The organism is Enterococcus sp. FDAARGOS_553 (genome assembly GCF_003812305.1).
Classification (GTDB): Bacteria; Bacillota; Bacilli; order Lactobacillales; family Enterococcaceae; genus Enterococcus_D; species Enterococcus_D gallinarum.
Window position 1 is genome coordinate 2994290 of record NZ_CP033740.1, and the last position, 21174, is coordinate 3015463.

Below are 21174 nucleotides of genomic sequence, written 5' to 3' on the forward strand. Positions count from 1 at the left end.
AGATACACTGAAAAAAAGTGTATCTTTTTTAGTGTATTCTATTCTTAATGTATTATTGATCAGCCAAAACCGTTTTTTCTTGATGATTTTTAATCAACTCTGCTAAGTAATATTCTTCGCTTTCTGGTATTTCTACATTTAACAAGCGCGAGAACGAGCGAACATGGATGTGAAGTTTTTTGTACATCGGCTCTTGCTTCAGTTCAGAAACAAGGGGTTCATCGACAGTTAAAGGTTGCTTTAATACGATCCGTTCGATCATTCCAGCAGAGTGGAGCACAAAATTGATTTGAAACCCTGGTATTGCATCCGTCAATTCTAAATCATTGATCAATTGATGGCCAAATTGCCACAATGGCTCGATAACTTTTCGCGGATTGACAAAAGTCAGGTTTTGCTCCATATATTTAAAACAAATTTCTTCTGCTTGTTCTTCACCAAGTTCAACGTCTTGTTCAAAACTCAGATCATTCTCTAACAAAATTTCTTCCAACAATTGATCTACATCTTGATCAATGAATCGTTCCAGAGAAATAAAAGGCGCATCGATTTTTGGATCTATGATCCCTGTCGTGGCGATCAGTTGATATTGTCTTTGTATGGGTTCTAACTCAGTCTTTAAATCAGCCACTGAAAGTGTCACAACCTCTACATTCTGATTTTGACGTTTCGAGAGGGAACTTTGAATTAGTTCTTTGATCCTCTGAGCCGTTCCTTTACCCGAGGCACAGATGGCTAAGATGGCTTTGCGATGATGATTGCTTAAGTGACCCTCCGGCTGTTCAACGGAACCATAGCCGCGAAATTTTCTAAGCGATTCATACAAACTATCGATGTCCGTGCCGATAACTGAGGCTTTTCGGACTGTTTCCAAAACGATTGATGTCGTCACCATATCGACAGTCCGTACAATCACACCTGTTTCCCTCTGAATCTCATTGTTGAAGGTAGCTAAAGATCCCATATCTACTAATAAAATCACGCCGCTACCATCATTAACTGCTTGAACACTTTCTTCGATCTTTTTCAATGCAACGGTAGGCGGCATGTCCAAAGGCATGTCTACTGCTGCCACTTGATCCACTTCTAAAAGTTGTTGAACCACTTGAACCATACTGCTTGCCGTGCTGTTCCCATGGGCTGCTACAACTACACCAATTTTTCCAGAGGAATGGGCAGTCCGCAAAGATACGAGTAAAACAGCCAAATAATAGGTTTCACTTTCAGGAATCGATACTTTGAAACTATCACCAATAAATGTACGAATTTCTTTAGCAACTTCAAACTCTTTCGGATAGTCGGCGACCATTTGACGAATATTGTCATTGGTATGCCGTTCTTCTCCCAGATGAATTTTTTTCAAAAAAGAACTAATGTGTAAGCTCATCGCATACACAAAATTTTGCTGAAATTCATAGTTCAGCCTTGTGCGTACCAGATCATAAATACGATTTGTCACTGTGATCACTTTTTGATCCACAAACTCGCTCAATTTGTTTTCTGAATTGAAAGAAAAGCCGTGATCTTTGTAAAATGATTTCAAATGAACATTGATATCTGTAGATATGAAATGATTGATGGCTTCTTGATCCAGCCCATCCGCTTTTAATAAAGCAGCTTTATCGCCGATAATATCGTAAAGATTATACGGTAATTCATAAGAATCGGATTGAATATTATTAAGATTTTGGTTTGGTTGAACACGCACAGTCGGCTCAAGAATTTTGGACAGCTCTGCTAACTCATCTCGGCGATTCCCCAAGACCATTAATCCTGAGCGGATTCCTTCGGGAAGTTCGTCCAAATCAATCTCGATTTCATCTTGTTGCATATGATTCAAGAACCCTCGTGCACAGACCAACTGAACGTTGGACTTCAATTGACCAATATTTCCGAAGCTGACACTGCCAATCAACGCTTTAACGACATCTTCAGTCAATGTGATCGTGCGTTGGATTCGTGTTGCTTCTTGTCCTACAAGTACCCGAACAAGATCCACTTTTTCTGAGGCAGGTCGTTTTTCAAAAAACGGCAGTTGGATATTGATCGGAATTCTCCGAGTAAAAGTGTCCAACAATGTCGAATTGGGATCCTCAGTAGTTGCTCCGACGATGCGAACATTGGCTTGATGATTTTTACCAGTCTCACCTAATCGACTAAAGGTTCCATGATCCATAAAGTAAAAAATCATTTCTTGTCCTTCAGGCGGCAATCGATGTATTTCATCTAGAAATAGCATACTTTCATCCGCCTGATCAATGATTCCGGTTTTCTCCTGATCCGCTCCGGTAAAAGCACCGCGAACATAACCGAACAAATGGCTCATAAGCAACTCTGGATTATTGGCATAATCGGCACAGTTGAAAACGATCAACTCTTTTTCCTCTTCGATCACCTGATTGCTTTTCGCAAACTGAAACATGGCGTGAGCAAAATACGTCTTCCCTGAACCTGTTGGTCCAGTGATCAAACAATTTAGCCCCTTAGGAGGATACAGAATTGCCGCTTTGGCTTGTTCGACAGCATTTTTCATGCTGCCGTTCACACCAATGATCGTTGAAAAAATATCACGGTTTCCCAATTTGACATCCACTCGCTGCGGCGTAGCTTTCTCTCTTTGGGGGCGGTTCTCTTTATAACTTGGAACATATTTCTCAGGCCCAGACCGTGCATCTTGAGCTACCCAATACCTCACTGGCCGGGTATCACTCTTTTGAACGCGGCCTTCTTTGACAAGTTGATTCAAATCTTTGCTGGCATTGCTTCGTTGGATCATCAATTGATCAGCGACCTCTGATGTCGTCGTTCCCTTTTCATTCAAGCCATTTTCTGTATTTTCCAATAAAAATTGATAAATACGCTCAATCCGTTTCCCCAACAGCTCCGCCTCCTTGAAAGTTTTATCCTTGAATACTTTAATGGGTTTGAATAAAAATTGCAAATCTTTTCTGAATACTTTCCCTACTCAAACCAGCCAATAACCTAGCCACCCTTAAACACGCCCCTTGAAAAATCTTGCTGCATACAGCACTAACCATTTTTTCATAGCACCTTTTGATTAACTTAAGAATAAAGCATTTAGCAAAAAAAAGACAATCTAATGCTATGATTATTGTGTCAATGGGTAGGGAATAAATTTTGGCACGTCACCATCAAACTGCTGCAACTCTTTTTGCATCCATAAAACATCGTGCCACTGCTCAAACTTATAGCCAATTTGTGGGAAATATGCAACTTCTTTGTAACCAAATTTTTGATGGAACCTCACACTGCTTTTATTCCCAGCCGTGATACAAGCGGTCAAATTTACGATATTTTGTTTTTTCAACTCTGACTCCAAATGATGATAAAGCATCGTTCCTATCCCTTTTGCTTTTACTTCTCGATCGATGTAAACCGTCACTTCCGCCGTCCAGTCATAGGCAGCTCGTGTTTTGTAAGCGGTGGCATAAGCATAGCCAAGAATGACACCATTTTCTTCAGCAATCAAGTATGGATAATGCTGAAGCGTTTGAGTGATCCGGTGCGCAAACTCTTCCTCAGTTGGTATCTCTGTTTCAAAAGTAATAGCCGTATGATCTACATAAGGCGCATAAATTTTTAACAATGATTTGGTATCTGCAACAGCAGCCTTTCGAATGTTCATATATTCCCTTCTTTCTTCAAATTTTTATCAGTATACCTTTCTAATAAAAAAAAGACAATCCTTGTCTAAAAACAAGGATCATCTTTACCCACTAGCTTACGCTTGATTTTTTTCTTGCCCGCAAAACACAGTAATATGTTGTGGTAATACTTGGATCTCAACCGGCAGACTTGGACCAGGGTCTCCATCGACATTGGTTTCGATCGTTGTATCATCCAGTAGTTTGATCTGCGCTTTCTCAAACGTTAGATATCCAAGGGATTCGTTGGATTCCGTTACTCCTTTTAGCAGTTCGGGAATACTCTTGATGGTTTCCCAAAGATTGCTGTCTTTAATGTAGATAAGATGCAATTTCCCATCATTCGTACTCGCTTCTGGTAACAGCGATTCAAAACCACCGATCGTATTCGACGATCCTACGATCAGTGTGCTGCTTTCAATTTTGGTTTCTGTTGCTTCCTGACCACTAGTGATAATTTCAAATTGATGACTTTCATTTTTGCGTACTTCCCGCAACCCGGAAAGGAAATAAGCCATTTTTCCAAGTTTCGTTTTTTCTTCAACTTCAACATTGTTGATAGCTGCTGGAATGATGCCGATCGCCACTACATTCATGAAATAGTCGTCATTGATTTTCCCAATGTCGATTTTGCGAGAATGATTCAACGAAAATGATTCGATTGCTTCTTCAGGATCAAGAGGAATGGCCAATGCACGAGCCAAATCATTGACTGTACCTAGAGGGAAAAAGCCAAAACGCGGACGCTCCTCATGACTAGCAATTCCGCTGATCGCCTCATTAACTGTACCATCACCTCCCATTGCAAACACGCTATCCACGGAGCCGACAGCTTCAGATGCGAACCGCTCGGCATCACCCGCTTTTTCTGTGTGTGCAACAGCCACTTCATCAAATAGTTCCTGCAATTTTTTTGTTGCTAATTCCTCGTATCCTGCAGCTTTTTCGCCTCCTGAACTAGGATTGACGATCAATAGTGCTTTCATCTCCTCTGCCTCCTTAATGCTACTTCGTTTCACATTTTAGTATAACAAAGAGCCACCAGATTTGTCTTTTGTGCAAACCACCGCGAATAACTCTGACCGAATCTCCAATTGAATCGAATAGAGCTGTGTGTAATTGCCCTATTTCTTATTCTTAGACCAATCGTTTGCGTAAACGCCCCGAAATAAAATCAATACAGGTAACTGTCAAAATAATACCAAGCAAAATGATGCCCACACGACTCCAAGATCGTGCATTGATAGCAAAAATCATCGGTGTACCAATCCCTCCTGCTCCCACTATTCCCAGAATCGATGCAGAGCGAACAGCTAATTCAAAACGATATAAAGTAAACGACAAAAACTCTGGAATCAACTGCGGTAAAGTCGCAAATCCTAAAACCGCCCAGCGATTTCCGCCAGCACTCACAACAGATTCAGAAGGTCCCTGATCCATATTTTCGATCGCTTCACTATATAACTTGGCCAACATACCTATGGAATGGACACTGACGGCTAAAACGCCCGCAAAAGATCCTGGACCAACAGTTTTAATAAACATGACGGCTAGAACAATCTCAGGAAACGTGCGAATCGCTGTTAAGACGACTTTTCCTGTGCCCGACAAGAATCTAGGTGTATTTTTGCTTCGAGCTGCCCAAAACGCAAAAGGAATACTTAATAAAGAAGAAATAAATGTACCAACAAAAGCGATGGCTACCGTTTCAATCATTAAACTGAACAAATCTTCGCCATCCCCGGTATAGACATAACTCCAATCCGGATGGATCAATCCGTAGAAAATTGCCCCTAAGATTTGACCAACGTTTTCTTTGATAGTAGCTAAGGGGATTCCTGCAAATGCCCAAATATAAATAGCAACCAGAACGAGCACGAAAAGCCATTTTCTTTTTTTCTGGGGTTCCGTTGGCAACATCATAGCAATCGCTCCCTTACTCTATTACTGATGGTATCTATAAGAAGAACAACGATAAAAATCGCCAAAACGATAATTGCCGTTTGGTCGTAGCGAAATTGACTCAATGATCGTTGCAAAAAGACACCGATTCCTCCCGCGCCGATATACCCTAAGATCGTTGAGGCGCGAACATTGATTTCAAAGGCATACAAAAGATAACTTAAAAAATGACTCGTTACCTGCGGAAGTACCGCGTAACGGATAATCGCCAGTTTTGATCCCCCTGAAGCGGTGACAGCCTCGATCGGTCCCGCTTCAATTGTTTCGATCGACTCATAAAATAATTTCGTAATCATCCCAAAAGAAAAGATGGAAATTGAAGTCACACCAGCTACCGGACCAATACCGACAACTGCTACGAACAGCGCCGCCAACATCAAATCAGGAATCGTTCGTACGATATTCAAAAGAAAGCGAAAAATCCCCGATAACCAAGGAATTGTTAGGATATTTCTGGCTGCCAGCAAAGAAAAAGGCAAAGCAATGAGCGCCCCAAACGTTGTTCCGACAATTGCCATTTGAATGGTTTGAAGAAGAGGCTCCACAATGATCGTACTATACGACCAATCTGGTCGCAGCATTTTTATCAGTATCACGTTCATTTGATCCGCATTTTCAAAAAAACGGCGAAGATCGACTCCCGTAATCGATCCACTCAAAATCAAGACGAGCAAAAAAAGCACCAACCAAAGAATATTCTTCCATAGTCCGCTTCGTTTAGGCAACAATTGAGTGGTCATTTTTCTGTGCCTCCTTGCTCTTCGATAATCTCATTGCCGTAGATTTCTTTTAATTTTCGGTCAGTGGCTTCGCTAACTGGTCCATCAAAAACAAGGCAACCATCACGTAACCCAATGATCCGTGTACCATACTCTCGCGCTAATTGCACGGAATGCAAATTGACAACGATCGTAATACCTAACTCTTGATTGATCCGCTTTAAATCACTCATGACCTTCTCCGTTGTCATAGGATCCAGAGAAGCTACCGGCTCATCCGCTAAAATGATTTTTGGTTCCTGAGTCAATGCCCGTGCAATCGAGACCCGTTGTTGCTGCCCACCAGACAATTGATCGGCTCTTGAATAAACTTTTTCGGCTAGATTCACTCTTTGTAGCGATTGATAAGCTAGTTCCTTATCCGCTTGTGGAAACAATCCCAAAAGCATCTGAAGAGTGGGGTGATAAGCGACTCTTCCAGTGAGAACATTCCTTAAGACACTCGAACGTTTTACCAAATTGAAGCTTTGGAAAATCATGCCAATGTCTCGGCGAATCAAACGTAATTCTTTGCCCTTTGCCTTTGTAATGGAGCGATTATCGATCAAAATTTCGCCACTGGTGATTTCGTGCAAGCGGTTGATGGAACGCAGCATGGTTGATTTCCCCGCACCAGACAACCCAACAACGATCACAAACTCCCCTTGATCGATGTCAATATTCAAATCTTTTAACCCCAGCACACCGTTTGGATATTCTTTTGTCACATTTCTAAACGAAATGATCTTTTTATTTGCTAACGCCATGGTTCTCCTACTTTCTCTCATTAAACTACTTTTATAAAATTGAAAAGGGTATCTGTTGATACGATACCCTTTCTCTGCCGCTTATTGTCCTACTTGTTCTGCATATTCACGAACGATATCAAAATTACTGTCTTGGGAGACTACATAGCCTTCATGAGAGTAGATATCTGAAATGATTTGATGACCTTCTTCATCTTTACCAATTTCGATAAAGGCATCTTGGATTTTTTTGTCCCATTCCTCACTCATATCACTGCGAACACTAATGGTGTCATTCGGGATTGGTTCTGTGAAATACATAGGTTCCACGTCATTCATGATTTTAGGATAATCTTTTTTCACTGTATTTCGCGCATCTTCAAAAACGAAAGCCGCATCTACATCTCCGTTCAAGACAGCCAAAACTGCTTGGTCATGACCTTTGACTTGAACTGTCGTTACATCTTTATTGATGTCTATCCCTTCTTTTTGAAGTTCCGCAACTGGCCAAACATACCCAGCCGAAGAGGTTACATCTTGTGTAGCGATCGTTTTCCCTTTCAAATCAGCTAATTCCTTGATATCGCTGCCGCTCTTGACCACAACCATTGATCGATAGCTATCCACCAATTCATCTGTCGCTTCACCACCAGGCTGCTTGATTCCATATCGCTGTGCCTGCAGTAATACTTTTACATTGCTTTGTTCATGAGCCAAAACATAAGCATTTGGAGGCAAAAAGCCCACATCCACTTGCTTAGAAGCCATTGCTTCGACGATCGTATTGTAATCTGTTGAAACACTTACGGTAACTGGAATTCCTAATTTATCACTTAGCAGCTTTTCAAGCGGTTTCGCTTTAGCCTCTAACGTTTCTGCTGCTTGCGAGGGCACAAATTGAACTGTCAACTTTTCTGGAACATATTGTTCCTCTGCACTCGAACTAGATTCTCCCGCTCCGCAAGCTGCTAATGCCAATCCAGTTGCTAACCCTAATCCAACGATTCCTACCTTTTTCCAAAGCTTCATTCTTCTTCTCCTTTGTGTTAAAAATCAGAACAACCAATTAACGAACTTTACCTTTTTGATTATAGAAAAACGTACATTTAATTACAACTATTTTTTCACTATAAATGGATATTTTTTAGTAAAATCAATCTAATCACGAACATTAACTTGTGTACCTTTTCTCAATCAAAGAGTATTTCACAGTCTGTCAATTGCTTTGCTCTACTTTAAAAAGAGTACCAAAGCAATTTATCGTTTGTATTTACAACACGTAAAGTTTCTGTTAATCCTCTCGAAGATAGTTGTGATCTATTGGACATGTCATCAATCAGGAAATTCTCTACTTTTGAGGCTATAATTCTCTCTTCACATCTACCGGTAACTAGTTTGACCAAGATTACCAAAACAAAAGTTTGAAGAGACAGATCGAAAAGACGATCGCCTATTCTTCCCCGGACTTACAACAGCAGTCTTTCAAGTGCAAAAAAACTCATGGCTGTCGGCTCCTCACATCCAACACCACCATGAGTTTATTTTCAACCAGATTATCTCCATTCTTTCAACAACACGGTCTCATCATTTACAAACTCTCCAGTTGCAACAAATCCAAAACCTTCGTACATTTGTTTAGCGATCGTATTTTCTTTAACGGAAGAAATTCGTAGTTCTTTTGCTTGGATCGCCTGCCGGAACCATTCAATCGCTGCTTCCATTGCCTGTGATCCATATCCTTTTTGCTGAAAGCGATGATCAATCATAAAACGCTCGATCCACCATGATTCTTTTGCATAATCTTCATCCGCTTCGTAATAACTAAACAATAAGAAACCGATCATTTCTTCTTGATGATAAATCGCAAAAGCCTGCCGAGCTTCTTCATATACAGCTTCCAGCAAAGAATACCAATTAGGCGCAACAAATTTTTCTTGTTCTTTGGTTGTTTTTAGTTCAATACAGCCACGATAATTCTCTTTTGTGATTGGTTTTAGCCGGATCATTTCAGACCTCCTCTAATTAAATCGCTTTCAAACAAACCGAATAAAAAAAGATGACTTACTAAGGATATAGTAAATCATCTAACTGTATTATTAAGCTTCTTGCGCTACTGGGTATACAGAAACTTGCTTTTTGTCGCGGCCTTTACGTTCGAAACGAACAACACCGTCAACTTTTGCAAATAATGTATCATCTCCACCGATACCTACGTTTACTCCTGGGTAAATTTTAGTACCGCGTTGGCGATAAAGGATTGATCCACCTGAAACAGTTTGACCATCAGCACGTTTAGCACCTAAACGTTTTGATTGAGAGTCGCGTCCGTTAGAAGTAGAACCGCCACCTTTTTTGTGAGCGAAGAATTGCAAATTCATTTTCATCAACATGAGATGCACCTCCTAGTTTTCTTTGATTGTTTTAATTTGGATATAATCGCTGTATTCTTCTTGAACAGATTGCAGACCAATCAATAGATTCTCTAAAAGAATCTGAGAGATATTCGACTGCTCTTGGGTCAAACGAGGAACAAGTTTAACAAGAAGGTAGCCACCTTCTTCATTGTTCGCTTCAACGATTGGTGTTACACCAGCCAAAGCATCGATCCCATTTACCGCACTGATCGCTAATGCTGAAGCAGCTGCGCAGACGATGTCTTTGCCATATTCTCCTGCTTGCGCGTGACCGGTAAGTTCAAAAGAAACAATCCGACCAGAGTCATTACGCTTGAATGTCCCTTTGATCATATTCGTTACCCTACTTTTCGTAAGAATTATGCATTGATTGCGTCAATAACAACTTTTGTGTAAGGTTGACGGTGACCTTGTTTGCGGTGTGAATGTTTTTTAGGTTTGTATTTGAAAGTTACGACTTTCTTTTGTTTGCCGTGTTTTTCTACAGTTCCTTCAACAGTTGCACCAGCAATGATTGGGGCACCTACTTTTGTTGATTCGCCACCTACTAAGATCACTTCATCAAAAGTAACTTTTTGTCCAGCTTCTACATCTAATTTTTCAACATAGATTGCTTGACCCACTTCAACTTTTACTTGTTTACCACCAGTTTTGATAATTGCGTACATGCTCTAAAGCACCTCCTTCTATTATACTTAGACTCGCCATCCCAAGTGACTTTCGTACTTAATAACTTGTTCTGTGCGGTTGTAGCTGTGGAGTCCACAATTACAACAGATTAACTTTATCAAAATGTTTCCGTAAAGTCAATGAAAAATAATGATTTATTTTTGTCATGCCGCTTTACTATTTTTTTTAAGTAAGTTGTTTTACTATAGAAGAAAGAAACAAATGAGGTGTTAAAATGAACTACCCAAAAAAACTAGCTGAGCCAATCATTGAACAATCAAAAGCCTATCAGCTTGAAGGTTTTGTTCCTGGTCAAGGACCGCTTCATCCCAAATTAATGATCGTTGGTGAAGCACCTGGACGGACCGAAATCGAGAATTTTATTCCTTTCAGTGGCCAAGCAGGCAAAGAACTGATGGCCTCTTTGGCGTTAGTCGGACTGACACGTGAAGAGGTATATATCACGAGTGCAGTACGGAGCCGTCCCTATTCGATCAAAGAACGAATCAACAAACGAAGTGGCGCACATGAAGTAGTGCACCCCAATCGAACGCCAACAAAAAAAGAAGTCTTGTTGCATGCGCCTTTATTGGATTACGAAATCCAAAAGGTGGATCCGCCTTTGATTGCTACGGTTGGAAACATCGGGTTACAAAGATTATTAGGCAATCGCTATTCCATTACAAATGTTCATGGGCAGCCAATCAGAAGTGCGATTCAACAGTTGAATGCTGAAAAAAATGGTTATACGTGGTCTGACAAACAATACCTGATTGTTCCAATGTATCATCCCGCTGCCATTTTTTATAATCGAACATTGGCTGAACGGATCCATCAAGATTGGTCTGGCTTGAATCGCATCAGAGAGCATGGCTTGCACTAGCATCTCGCAATTCTGTCTTTTAGTTGCGGCGATAATGAGGGATTGTTTTTTCATAAGCAGTGATTTTTTCTTCTTCTTGCAACGTGATGCCAATCTCATCTAATCCATTGACCAGTTTATGCTTCCATGTTGCATCGATCTCAAAAGGATAGACCGTTTGTTTGACAGTTACGTGCTGTTTGGGAAGATCAATAGCGATCCTCTCATCAGGAGCCAATGCTGCCAATACTTGACGAGCAGAAAGCGATAAAACGATAGGCAGCAAGCCGTTTTTCGTTGCATTCATATAAAAAATATCGCTAAAACTGCCGGCAATCACTGCACGAAAGCCGTAGTCCATCAGCGCCCAAGCCGCATGTTCACGCGAAGAACCAGAACCAAAATTATCTCCAGAAATGAGGATAGATGCTTCTTTGTATTCTGGAAAGTTCAAAATAAATTCAGGATTTGAACGGCGATTTGATAAATAGCGCCAGTCATCAAAAAGGTATTGACCAAATCCTGTCTTTTCAACCCGTTTTAAATAATTTTTCGGTAAAATTTGATCCGTATCAATATTATCATTCATTAATGGGATCGTTTTCCCTTGATAGTAAGTGAAGGCTTCCATTAATTTTTCCTCCCGACGATTTCTCGAACATCTACAAAGCGTCCATAAACAGCGGCAGCCGCAGCCATTGCTGGACTGCATAAATGGGTACGGGCATTCTTACCTTGACGTCCAACGAAGTTCCGATTTGATGTAGAAGCACAATGGACGCCCGCTGGTACTTTATCTGGATTCATGCCTAGGCACATGGAACAACCAGGCTCTCGCCATTCGAAACCTGCATCTTTAAAGATCTGATCTAACCCCAGTTTTTCTGCCGCTTTTCTAACTGGACGTGATCCTGGAACCACGATGCCTGTGACCCCATCTTTGATTTTTTTTCCTTCCAAAATAGTTGCGGCTTCTTGCAAGTCAGAGAGTCGACCATTTGTGCAGGAACCGATAAAAATATATTCAATTGGAATATCTTCGGCTCGCTGTCCAGGGTGCAATGCCATATATTGATAAGCTTGTTCATCATTATGGTCACGAATTTCAGGAAAGACTCCACTGATAGGCACTCCCATCTCAGGATTGGTTCCCCACGTAATATAAGGTTCCAGCTGAGAGGCATCAAGAGTCAGTTGGGTATCAAAAACAGCATCTTCGTCGGTTTTTAGCGTTTGCCAGTCTGCAATTGCGTCAGCGAGCTCTTTGGGTGCATATTCCCGACCCGCGACATAAGCAAAGGTTGTTTCATCAGGGGCAATCAGCCCTATCTTCGCCCCACCTTCAATCGACATATTACAAATCGTCATGCGCTCCTCCATTGACAGATTCCGGATTGTTTCTCCATAAAATTCAATGGCATGACCTACTCCAAAATCCGTACCGTGAGTGGCGATCAGGGCAAGAATGATATCTTTAGCGTAGACGCCTGGTTGCAAAGTTCCCTTGATCTCAATCCCCATACGTTTTGGTTTCGTTTGCCAAATCGTTTGAGTTGCAAAAACATGCTCCACCTCACTTGTGCCAATACCAAAAGCGATAGCTCCAAACGCGCCATGTGTGGCTGTATGTGAGTCTCCACAAACGATCGTCTTCCCCGGTTGTGTCAGACCGGTTTCCGGGCCAACCATGTGTACGATTCCTTGTCGGGCTGAGCCATTGTCACATAACTGTATCCCAAATGCTTGGCAGTTGTTGCGCAGTGTATCTATCTGTTTCTTTGCAACCAAATCCGTGATCGTAAAAATATCTTTAGTCGGGACATTGTGGTCCATCGTTGCAAAGGTCTTTTCAGGGCAACGAACACGCCGGCCAGCTTGCCTCAGTCCTTCAAAAGCTTGAGGAGAAGTCACTTCATGGATCAGATGCAGATCGATATATAACAGCTGTGCCTCACCTTCTTCCAGCACTACATGACGTTCCCAGAGTTTGTCAAATAATGTTTTCCCCATTCAGTAGCCCCCTAATTTTTTGATTACCGCATTCGTAAATTCTGTTGTAGTAGTATTCCCTCCAAGATCACAAGTCACGACCCCATCTTCCATCACTTGATAGCACGCCTGCTCCATCTGATCAGCAATTGATTTCATCCCAAAAGAAGTTAGCATCATCCCCACAGACAGAATCATTGAAATGGGATTAGCAATATCTTTGCCGGCAATATCCGGTGCTGAACCGTGAATCGGTTCATACAGTGAAACCCCAGAAAGACTATGACTTGCACTAGCCAAAACACCTAATGATCCTGGTAGGACTGACGCCTCATCGCTGAGAATATCGCCAAAAAGATTTTCAGTCACAATCACATCGAATACAGTTGGCTGTTGCAAGATCTTCATAGCGGCAGAATCAACATATTGATGTGTTAACTGACAATCGGGAAATTCTTGCGCTACTTCATTCGCCACCTTTCGCCATAATTTGCTTGTTGCCAAAACATTGGCCTTGTCCACGGACACTACTCGCCGTTGTCTAGTTCGTGCGATCTGAAACGCCTTTCGTAAGATACGGCGAATCTCTTCCCTATGGTAATAATTCAGATCCGAAGCCTCTGTTGTCGATAGCTTTTTTTCTCCAAAATAAATGCCGCTCGTCAATTCTCTTACCAGTACCAGATCGGTTCCTTTAACGATCTGCTCTTTCAAAGGAGAAAAGGGTAAAAAAGCATCCGTTACTTTGATGGGGCGAATGTTGGCATAAAGATCAAGCGCGCGCCGCAAGTCCAATAAACCTTTTTCCGGTGTATAAGCTGCATTTTCCCACTTGGGATCCCCAATGGCTCCGAGCAAAATGGCATCCGCTTGCTGACAAGCTTGCAATGTTTTTTTTGGCAGTGGTGTGCCATACTGCTCAATGGCTTGTCCGCCAAATGCATAAGACTCAAAAGAGAAATACGGGTTGCTTGGCAAACACGCCTTTACAATTTGCAATGCACTGGTCATGATCTCCGGTCCGATGCCATCACCAGCAAGAACGACGATTTTCTTCATTTATTCTCGCCTCGATTCTTCAAAGCAGCGCTGGCTTGTACATAGGCTTTTGCAGAAGCTTGCAACACATCAAAATCAACACCGATCCCACTGATTTGTCGGTTTGTCTCTGCGCATTCGATAGCTACATGAACTTCTGCTTGCGCATCTTCTCCACTCGTAAGAGCCGTGATTTCATAATTTAGCAGTCGCGGTTGCTGATCAAAAATCTGGTCGATCGAATTATAGATTGCTTGAATGCTCCCAGCGCCAATTGCTGAGGCAACATAAGATTGATGATCTTTTGTGATCGATACCACGGCACCTTGATGACCATTGGAGACATATTGTAGCTGAACAGCCTCTAATTCAACGCCCTCTGTTTGCGTGCGACCTTGATCCGCTGCTAACGCCAGCAAATCCTGCTCCGTTACTTGTTTCTTTTTGTCTGCCAGTTCTTTGAATCGTTTGAACAATGCATTTGTTTCCTCAGAGTCAAACTGATAGCCTAATTGATTCATCTTTTCTATAAACGCATGCCGACCAGATAATTTTCCCAGCGGTAGCGAATTTGTTTGAACACCGACTAATTGCGGCGTAATGATCTCGTATGTCTCAGGATTCTTCAAGACGCCGTCTTGATGGATGCCCGATTCATGTGCATAGGCGTTTCCTCCAACGATCGCTTTATTCTTAGGAACAGCGATCCCTGATAGTCGAGCGACTAGGTCACTGGTTCGTTTGGTTTCGCCTAACTGGATATTCGTTGTGCAGTCATAGAAATCTTGACGCACATGCAATGCTAATGCCACCTCTTCCAACGCCGTGTTTCCGGCCCGTTCACCAATGCCATTGATCGTTCCTTCCACACGAGTGGCTCCGTTCTCAATAGCTGCCAGAGCATTCGCCGTTGCCATTCCCAGATCATCGTGACAGTGGGAGGAAAACATAATCGGTTCCTTGCTTTTGGTATTGGCAATCAAATAGGCAAATAATTCGCCATAGGCAGTGGGATTACTATAGCCAACGGTATCTGGAATATTGATGATGGTCGCCCCGGCATCGATCGCTGTTTGAACCGCTTCTAACAGAAAATCTTTTTCTGTGCGGGTCGCATCTTCTGGAGAAAATTGAACCTTGTCAAATAAGGTTCTAGCATAGGTAACATGTTCTTTGATTGCTCGGATTACTTCTTCTTTAGTCATGGCTAATTTATAACGGCGATGGACTTCACTGGTTGCCAAAAATACATGGATCTGGGGACTTACTGCTTGCTTTAATGCCTCATAAGCGCGATCAATATCTTTAATTTGACAGCGTGCCAGACCTGCCACTGTCATCGTGGATACAGCAGTTGCGATTGCTTGAACCGCTGCAAAGTCTCCTTCCGAAGCAATTGGAAAACCTGCCTCAATTGTATCAATTCCCCATTTTTCCAGCTGTAAAGCAAGCTGTACCTTTTCTTTCGTATTGAAATTCACTCCTGGAGTCTGTTCTCCATCTCGAAGGGTGGTGTCAAAAAACTGGATCTGTCTCAAACTGATTCCTCCTCTGGCTCATTTGTTCTTTTAGGGTATAAAAAAAGCACTCCATAAAGGTCTTCCCTTTATGCAATGCAAATAGGACTCTTCTGTTTCACGTCATCAGATCATGAAATACAAAAAAGAGTCCTCACGGTAATAATAAGTTGCTAGTGTTCATCGGCCTATTTCTATTCATTTTATTCACCTGTCACTTTCTGCTTCTCGTTACCTTATATAAGAAGATACCGAAAGACACTGCATCTGTCAATGCTTTTAATTGAATTTTCTGAATATTTAGATAGATAATATTAGAGAAAAAGAAATAAAAGTGTCCTTTTCTCTCTTCATATCTCTTAGAAGTAAGAAATTATTTTGAAATACGTTCCTTTAAAACAGATTTTTTTCAGCGAATACTGGTTATATCTTCACAGACTCTTAACACAATTTAAACATTGCTCTGTTAGTATCATTGTATACCAAAAATTATTTTTCAACCTTTCTCCCCTACCAGTCATTCGACTGGTTTTTTTGTCTTACTGAGCAAAAGATCTGTTCTTTTCCCAAGTAGAAAGGATTGAACTCAAAGAGAGTTATCCGTATAATAAGTAACAGAAATTATTTAGGAGGATCAGGATGCGTAACGAAATGATGCATCGTCCAGTAGTAAAAAAAGAACTAGTGGCGTTTATGCGGGAAAAACAAAAGCAATTAACTGGGAAATTAGGTCAAATCGAACAGGCAGCTCATGAAAAAGAAGTTCCTATTATTCCGCATGAGACAGTGGTGTTCCTGCAATTTTTATTAGGACAAATGAAGCCCAAGCAAATATTAGAAATCGGTACAGCAATCGGCTTTTCTTCAAGTTTGATGGCACAGTATGTAGGTGATGGTCACGTAACTACCATCGATCGCTATGATGTCATGATCAAAAAAGCCAGAGAAACTTACAAACAATTGGGCCTTGAGGATAAAGTCACTCTTTTAGAGGGACAGGCAGCAGACGTTTTGCCGACACTTGATGGCCCTTACGATTTTATTTTCATGGATAGTGCAAAGTCTAAATACATCGAATTTTTACCGGAATGCTTACGACTTTTACGTAAAGGCGGCGTGTTAATGGTCGATGACGTCTTTCAGGCAGGAACGATTTTAGATCCTATAGAAGACATTCCACGAGGACAACGGGCCATCCACCGTAAACTAAACCTTTTCCTCAATACAGTGATGGATCATCCCCAACTGACTTCTAGCTTAATTCCCTTAGGAGATGGCGTTATCCTTATTACGAAAGAAGCAGATCATGTGGACTTGGCTACAACTAGCGAGTAACGAGTCATTTTAAAGAAAGTTGGCAAAAATAGCGAAAAGCGATTGACATTAGGCGCTCCTTTTTCTATAATGTTATTTGTTGCTGACTTGTCATAGTAGCTCAGCTGGATAGAGCATCCGCCTTCTAAGCGGACGGTCGGGGGTTCGAATCCCTCCTGTGACGTTATTTAACCGTCGAGAACCCTTGTTCTTGGCGGTTTTTGTTTGTTCTTGTGCCAAATGTGTGCCAAATTGATTTAGTTTTTTTGAAATTAGGCTAACTAGAAAGTTGAATTATATATATAAGCGCCAAATAAGTTATAGATTCTTTACCTCTTTTTCTGATACAATTAAGAAAAAAGAAGAGGAGTTTATAACGAACATGAAAAAAGTTTAATTGGGTGTTTTTATTGGTATCAATTTATTATTCTTATCGGCTTGCTCAAGTCCCGAAGATAAGAAAACAGTTACTCAAGGTTCTGCCACTGCTCAAACCGAATCAATTGTTGAATCTTCTGCTGAAAATACTACTGAAAGTAGCACCGTAGAAAGCAATAGTGCCACCGTGGACCGTGCCGAATATTCAGCGAATTTTTCAGAAGATTGGAATGGCCTGACCACGAACATCAATAAAGTAGTGATTGTAGAACTATCCGATGATGAGATTGAAATGCAAGGTCTAGAAAATAAATACGCTGTTCAAGTATATTTCGAAATTACCAACAATTCGGACATGGATTTTGATACTTATCCAGACCAAGCAACAATGGTTGTGGAAGGTCAGCAAATCGAAGCTGAGATGTTTTTAAGTGATAGTATTGGTGGAGAAATCTTAAGCGGTGTAACAAAAGAAGGAATTGTGACATTTTCAGTACCTAAAATAGAAGATGTTAGCAACGTTTCTAATATTCGATTGAAATGGTCTGCTAGCTACGACACCGAAAATTATGACGAGGATAATTATAAAGATTTTGATGTTACATTCGATTTAACTAAATAATCGATGAGTGGCAGAACTTATACTAAGGTTGTTTGATATGAATAAAATCATTAAAATTGCTCCTACCTTATTTGGTAGAGAGCTTTTTTTATTTTCTGTTCGCTTTACAAAACGAACGTAAGTTCGTATACTTTCCGTAAGGAGTGAGCTATTATGGGAAGTTTTCGATACGAACTTGAGCCCAAACGTGACATTCTTTTTATTGATGTAAAATCATTTTATGCTTCAGTTGAATGTGTTCAACGTGGATTTCACCCAATGAAGACCATGTTGGTTGTCATGTCCCAATCTGATAATACAGGAAACGGACTGGTTCTTGCTGCTTCTCCATTGGCAAAAAAGAAATTGGGAATCTCAAACGTTACTCGTGCTGATAATTTACCGAACCATCCGCTCCTATTCAAGGTCCCTCCACGCATGAACTTATATATAAAAGAAAATCTGAAAGTAAACAATGTATTTAGAAAATATGTAGCCGATGAGGATCTACTCCTCTACTCTATTGATGAATCAATGATGGACGTAACTAAATCGCTGAACTTGTTTGTGCCAGACAAAAGCTTGTCTCGAAGCGAAAGACGATGGCGACTAGCTAAGATGATTCAACGTGATGTCTATGACACGACAAAGCTATACGTGACGGTTGGGATTGGAGACAATCCTCTTTTGGCCAAACTAGCATTAGACAACGAATCGAAGCATAATAAATCACTTATTGCGGAATGGACCTATCAAGACGTGGAAAGCAAGGTTTGGAACATCTCTCCTATCACAGAATTTTGGGGCATTGGATCACGCACACAAAAACGACTTGAGCGAATGGGTATAGAAACGATTGAGCAACTTGCGAAGGCTAATCCTGATTTGTTGCGAAGTCGAATGGGAATTATTGGTGAGCAGTTATATCATCACGCTAATGGAATTGATCGAACAATAATCTCTGAGCCAGCTCCTCAGACGAGAGACAAGAGTTATGGTAATAGCCAAGTACTAAACAGAAATTATTATCTCCAAGATGAAATCGAGATTGTTGTTAAAGAGATGGCTGAACAGGTTGCTGCACGTATTCGTAGACATCACTGCCAAACTTCTTGTGTTTCCATTTACATTGGTGTTGCTTTTGGAGAAACACAAAAAGGGTTCTCACGACAGATGACGGTCCCACCTACTGATAACACAAAGAAGCTAGTTGAACATTGCCTTTTTTTATTTCGTAAATATTATACTGGTCAAGTCGTCCGTCATGTAGGTATCACCTATTCAAAGTTAATTTACACATCAAGTATTCAGCTTGATTTATTTGCTGATGCTGAGGAGCAGATAAAGCAGATTAAACTGGATAAAATCATCGATAAAATACGTGAAAAGTACGGATTTACTTCTAGTTTTGATAACTTCTCATTTTTTGTTAACCCATCACCAATATCTAAATAATGTAAAATTCCTTGTTGTTTTTTCGATGTATCTTTAACCAAAATAACTATTGTTACTCCCGTCATGATATCAAAAATATTTCCTCCTTCAATTTTTGATTGTTCTTTAGTTTTCCCTCTAATGGCTCCTTTTAGGTTCAAAATATAAATAGCAGAAAATTCGTCTATCAAAGATTTACGCATTCCATCCATGGCATTTCCATCTATAAATGAATTATTAGTAATGAAACCAATAACCCCATTTTCTTTGATTTGGTTGCTAGCCCAACGAATTGCACGAATATACGAATCAATTATCCAGAAGGATAAAACTCATGAACTTCCTTAATTGAAATTACTTAGGTGAACCCGTATTCAAAAAACGTTGTTTTACCGCTAAGGACCCTTGGCCTTAGCGGTTTTTGTTTTGCTTTGTGCCCAATATAAATCAAAGATGCACTCTTTGTTCAACCAAAAAGTGCATCTTATCAAACTAGCAAGTTCTTTTATTTTTTCATCTCACGAATGTCCGAGTTATCACGAAAAAACTGTAACACACGGATTCATAAATCAATTATCTAAAGACGTTGGTCATTGCTGCTAGTCATCAATCATCTTCTGTCGTATTTCTTAGCAATAAAAACCAACTTCTCTTTCGATCACGTCATCCAAGCGATACGTACGCTACCGTTGTTCTCTGAAAGTTATTTACCGATTAATTAGCAACGTGTATTTGCTGTTGTTCAACTAACGGATAACTAATCAGTTTTTCACTGTCTAGGTCTTCTTTATGCATATCTACGGCGACGATTTGACTATTTTCATAGGTCCGATAGTAATAAATCCCTTTGTCGACATTGCAGCAAGAAGAATAAATGGTATATTCATATTTCCCGTCTCCCACATCACATAATCCTTTTTGCTGTTCGACAGACCCTAAAATATGGAAAAATTGGCTGATACTTTCTGATTCTGAATCACCAGATACAGAATTCAGTTTTGTGAATGCAGCCTTCACAAATCGAGACATCGAGGACAAATCCCCAGGCAACCCAATTCCGCCCATTCCTCGACTATACTCATTCAATTCGATTGCATCTGAGAAGGTATTGGTTGGCGTTTTACTAGATAAAGAACGATAGTTATTTAAATTAAACAAATGATAGTCAAAAGAAGGATTGTTCGTTAGGACACCAACAGGATTATCATAGATATGAAGTCCGTCTTTCATACTTTCTACAACGATTGAAGACTCTTTATCCGCTAATAACCAGTGTAAAGGCGACAGCGGAAGATTTTCGCTAAAATTGATATTAACCAAATTGATTTTATTCAACAATTCTTTTGCTTCAGCTACTGTGCTGCATTGCCCTAATATCCAGGGAATGAATTCAAATGGTGTGACATTGTCTTTATTCTCAACCGGTTCTTTGTAATCTGCAAAACCAGCAAAATTTAACCCAGCCATGCTTAAACCTTTTTCATTGGTAGCATCATAATACAGCGGATAATCCGCTATACCAGCAGCAATCCCGATCATCGCATAATGCTGTGATAACTCACCAACTTTTCGAAAAGACAGCTTATAGTTCCTAGGAGTAATCGTGACTACTTCTTCATAAGACAGCTCATAATCAAAGTTTCTACCAAAATAGTGATCTCGCGTTGAATAAGTAATTGATGTACACATATTTTTTCCTCCTAATGTTCTTTTTTTCACTTATATTTTACTCCTATTCACTTTTTTTTCAAAAGAAATGATTGTGTCTCGAACTCAGTTCTTTTATTGGTTATAATCATCTCTAGGAAAATGAACGTTAACAAGTAC

Annotated in this window: 20 protein-coding genes, 1 tRNA gene and 1 other annotated feature; of the genes, 5 read left to right on the forward strand and 16 right to left on the reverse strand. The window is 40.5% G+C overall.

All coding sequences use genetic code 11. The features are described from left to right. Positions 1-52: 52 nt before the first annotated feature. The 11 genes from EGX73_RS14800 to rplU form a co-directional block, all read right to left on the reverse strand. On the reverse strand, positions 53-2878 hold the full coding sequence (locus tag EGX73_RS14800) for a sigma-54-dependent transcriptional regulator (RefSeq protein ID WP_005471136.1): 2826 nt from the start codon (positions 2876-2878) through the stop codon (positions 53-55). Between the two features lie 231 nt (positions 2879-3109). Then, positions 3110-3646, reverse strand: coding sequence for a GNAT family N-acetyltransferase (locus EGX73_RS14805; protein ID WP_005471134.1), 537 nt, complete (start codon positions 3644-3646; stop codon positions 3110-3112). 96 nt (positions 3647-3742) lie between these two features. Then, a complete protein-coding gene (locus EGX73_RS14810) occupies positions 3743-4651 on the reverse strand; it encodes a diacylglycerol kinase family protein (RefSeq protein WP_003126187.1) in 909 nt (302 codons plus the stop codon). A 151-nt stretch (positions 4652-4802) separates the two neighbouring features. Continuing rightward, on the reverse strand, positions 4803-5588 hold the full coding sequence (gene phnE, locus EGX73_RS14815) for a phosphonate ABC transporter, permease protein PhnE (protein ID WP_172956420.1): 786 nt from the start codon (positions 5586-5588) through the stop codon (positions 4803-4805). Continuing rightward, a complete protein-coding gene (gene phnE / locus EGX73_RS14820) occupies positions 5585-6367 on the reverse strand; it encodes a phosphonate ABC transporter, permease protein PhnE (RefSeq protein ID WP_003126185.1) in 783 nt (260 codons plus the stop codon). The genes phnE (EGX73_RS14815) and phnE (EGX73_RS14820) overlap by 4 nt, the downstream gene beginning before the upstream one ends. Beyond that, on the reverse strand, positions 6364-7152 hold the full coding sequence (phnC, locus tag EGX73_RS14825) for a phosphonate ABC transporter ATP-binding protein (protein ID WP_123867039.1): 789 nt from the start codon (positions 7150-7152) through the stop codon (positions 6364-6366). The genes phnE (EGX73_RS14820) and phnC overlap by 4 nt, the downstream gene beginning before the upstream one ends. 81 nt (positions 7153-7233) lie before the next feature. After that, a complete protein-coding gene (locus EGX73_RS14830; protein ID WP_003126183.1) occupies positions 7234-8160 on the reverse strand; it encodes a phosphate/phosphite/phosphonate ABC transporter substrate-binding protein in 927 nt (308 codons plus the stop codon). A gap of 524 nt (positions 8161-8684) precedes the next feature. Next, positions 8685-9137, reverse strand: coding sequence for an N-acetyltransferase (locus EGX73_RS14835; RefSeq protein ID WP_003126182.1), 453 nt, complete (start codon positions 9135-9137; stop codon positions 8685-8687). A gap of 90 nt (positions 9138-9227) precedes the next feature. Beyond that, positions 9228-9521: a 50S ribosomal protein L27 gene (gene rpmA, locus EGX73_RS14840; protein WP_003126181.1), complete on the reverse strand. Its 294-nt coding sequence runs from the start codon at positions 9519-9521 to the stop codon at positions 9228-9230. A 12-nt stretch (positions 9522-9533) separates the two neighbouring features. Then, positions 9534-9878 (reverse strand): ribosomal-processing cysteine protease Prp, encoded by a 345-nt coding sequence (locus EGX73_RS14845; RefSeq protein WP_003126178.1) that lies wholly within the window; start codon positions 9876-9878, stop codon positions 9534-9536. A 26-nt stretch (positions 9879-9904) separates the two neighbouring features. Next, on the reverse strand, positions 9905-10213 hold the full coding sequence (rplU, locus tag EGX73_RS14850) for a 50S ribosomal protein L21 (protein ID WP_003126177.1): 309 nt from the start codon (positions 10211-10213) through the stop codon (positions 9905-9907). 19 nt (positions 10214-10232) lie between these two features. Further along, positions 10233-10304 (reverse strand) — a sequence feature (ribosomal protein L21 leader region). Positions 10305-10449: 145 nt separating this feature from the next. Between rplU and EGX73_RS14855 the strand changes: the two genes are divergently transcribed. Beyond that, positions 10450-11097, forward strand: coding sequence for a uracil-DNA glycosylase (locus EGX73_RS14855; RefSeq protein WP_003126176.1), 648 nt, complete (start codon positions 10450-10452; stop codon positions 11095-11097). 19 nt (positions 11098-11116) lie between these two features. Here the strand turns inward: EGX73_RS14855 and leuD are convergent, their stop codons facing one another. From leuD to EGX73_RS14875, 4 genes are read right to left on the reverse strand one after another with little or no spacing between them, the layout of a single operon-like run. Further along, complete coding sequence (gene leuD / locus EGX73_RS14860; RefSeq protein WP_005471126.1) at positions 11117-11707, reverse strand: 3-isopropylmalate dehydratase small subunit; 591 nt, start codon at positions 11705-11707, stop codon at positions 11117-11119. After that, positions 11707-13086: a 3-isopropylmalate dehydratase large subunit gene (gene leuC / locus EGX73_RS14865; protein ID WP_003126173.1), complete on the reverse strand. Its 1380-nt coding sequence runs from the start codon at positions 13084-13086 to the stop codon at positions 11707-11709. The genes leuD and leuC overlap by 1 nt, the downstream gene beginning before the upstream one ends. Then, positions 13087-14124: a 3-isopropylmalate dehydrogenase gene (leuB, locus tag EGX73_RS14870; RefSeq protein WP_005471123.1), complete on the reverse strand. Its 1038-nt coding sequence runs from the start codon at positions 14122-14124 to the stop codon at positions 13087-13089. Further along, complete coding sequence (locus EGX73_RS14875) at positions 14121-15641, reverse strand: 2-isopropylmalate synthase (RefSeq protein ID WP_005471121.1); 1521 nt, start codon at positions 15639-15641, stop codon at positions 14121-14123. Before EGX73_RS14875 ends, leuB begins: the two co-directional genes overlap by 4 nt. A gap of 618 nt (positions 15642-16259) precedes the next feature. Here EGX73_RS14875 and EGX73_RS14880 point away from each other — a divergent pair. The 4 genes from EGX73_RS14880 to EGX73_RS14895 all read left to right on the forward strand — a co-directional run bounded on the left by EGX73_RS14880 (position 16260) and on the right by EGX73_RS14895 (position 19368). After that, positions 16260-16955 (forward strand): O-methyltransferase, encoded by a 696-nt coding sequence (locus tag EGX73_RS14880; RefSeq protein ID WP_123867040.1) that lies wholly within the window; start codon positions 16260-16262, stop codon positions 16953-16955. Positions 16956-17044: 89 nt separating this feature from the next. Next, a tRNA-Arg gene (locus EGX73_RS14885) sits at positions 17045-17118 on the forward strand. Positions 17119-17331: 213 nt separating this feature from the next. Next, positions 17332-17934 (forward strand): hypothetical protein, encoded by a 603-nt coding sequence (locus tag EGX73_RS14890; protein WP_005471120.1) that lies wholly within the window; start codon positions 17332-17334, stop codon positions 17932-17934. A gap of 153 nt (positions 17935-18087) precedes the next feature. After that, complete coding sequence (locus tag EGX73_RS14895; RefSeq protein ID WP_005471119.1) at positions 18088-19368, forward strand: Y-family DNA polymerase; 1281 nt, start codon at positions 18088-18090, stop codon at positions 19366-19368. A 693-nt stretch (positions 19369-20061) separates the two neighbouring features. Here EGX73_RS14895 and bsh read toward each other — a convergent pair. Continuing rightward, positions 20062-21036, reverse strand: coding sequence for a choloylglycine hydrolase (gene bsh / locus EGX73_RS14905; RefSeq protein ID WP_003126166.1), 975 nt, complete (start codon positions 21034-21036; stop codon positions 20062-20064). Positions 21037-21174: the final 138 nt, after the last annotated feature.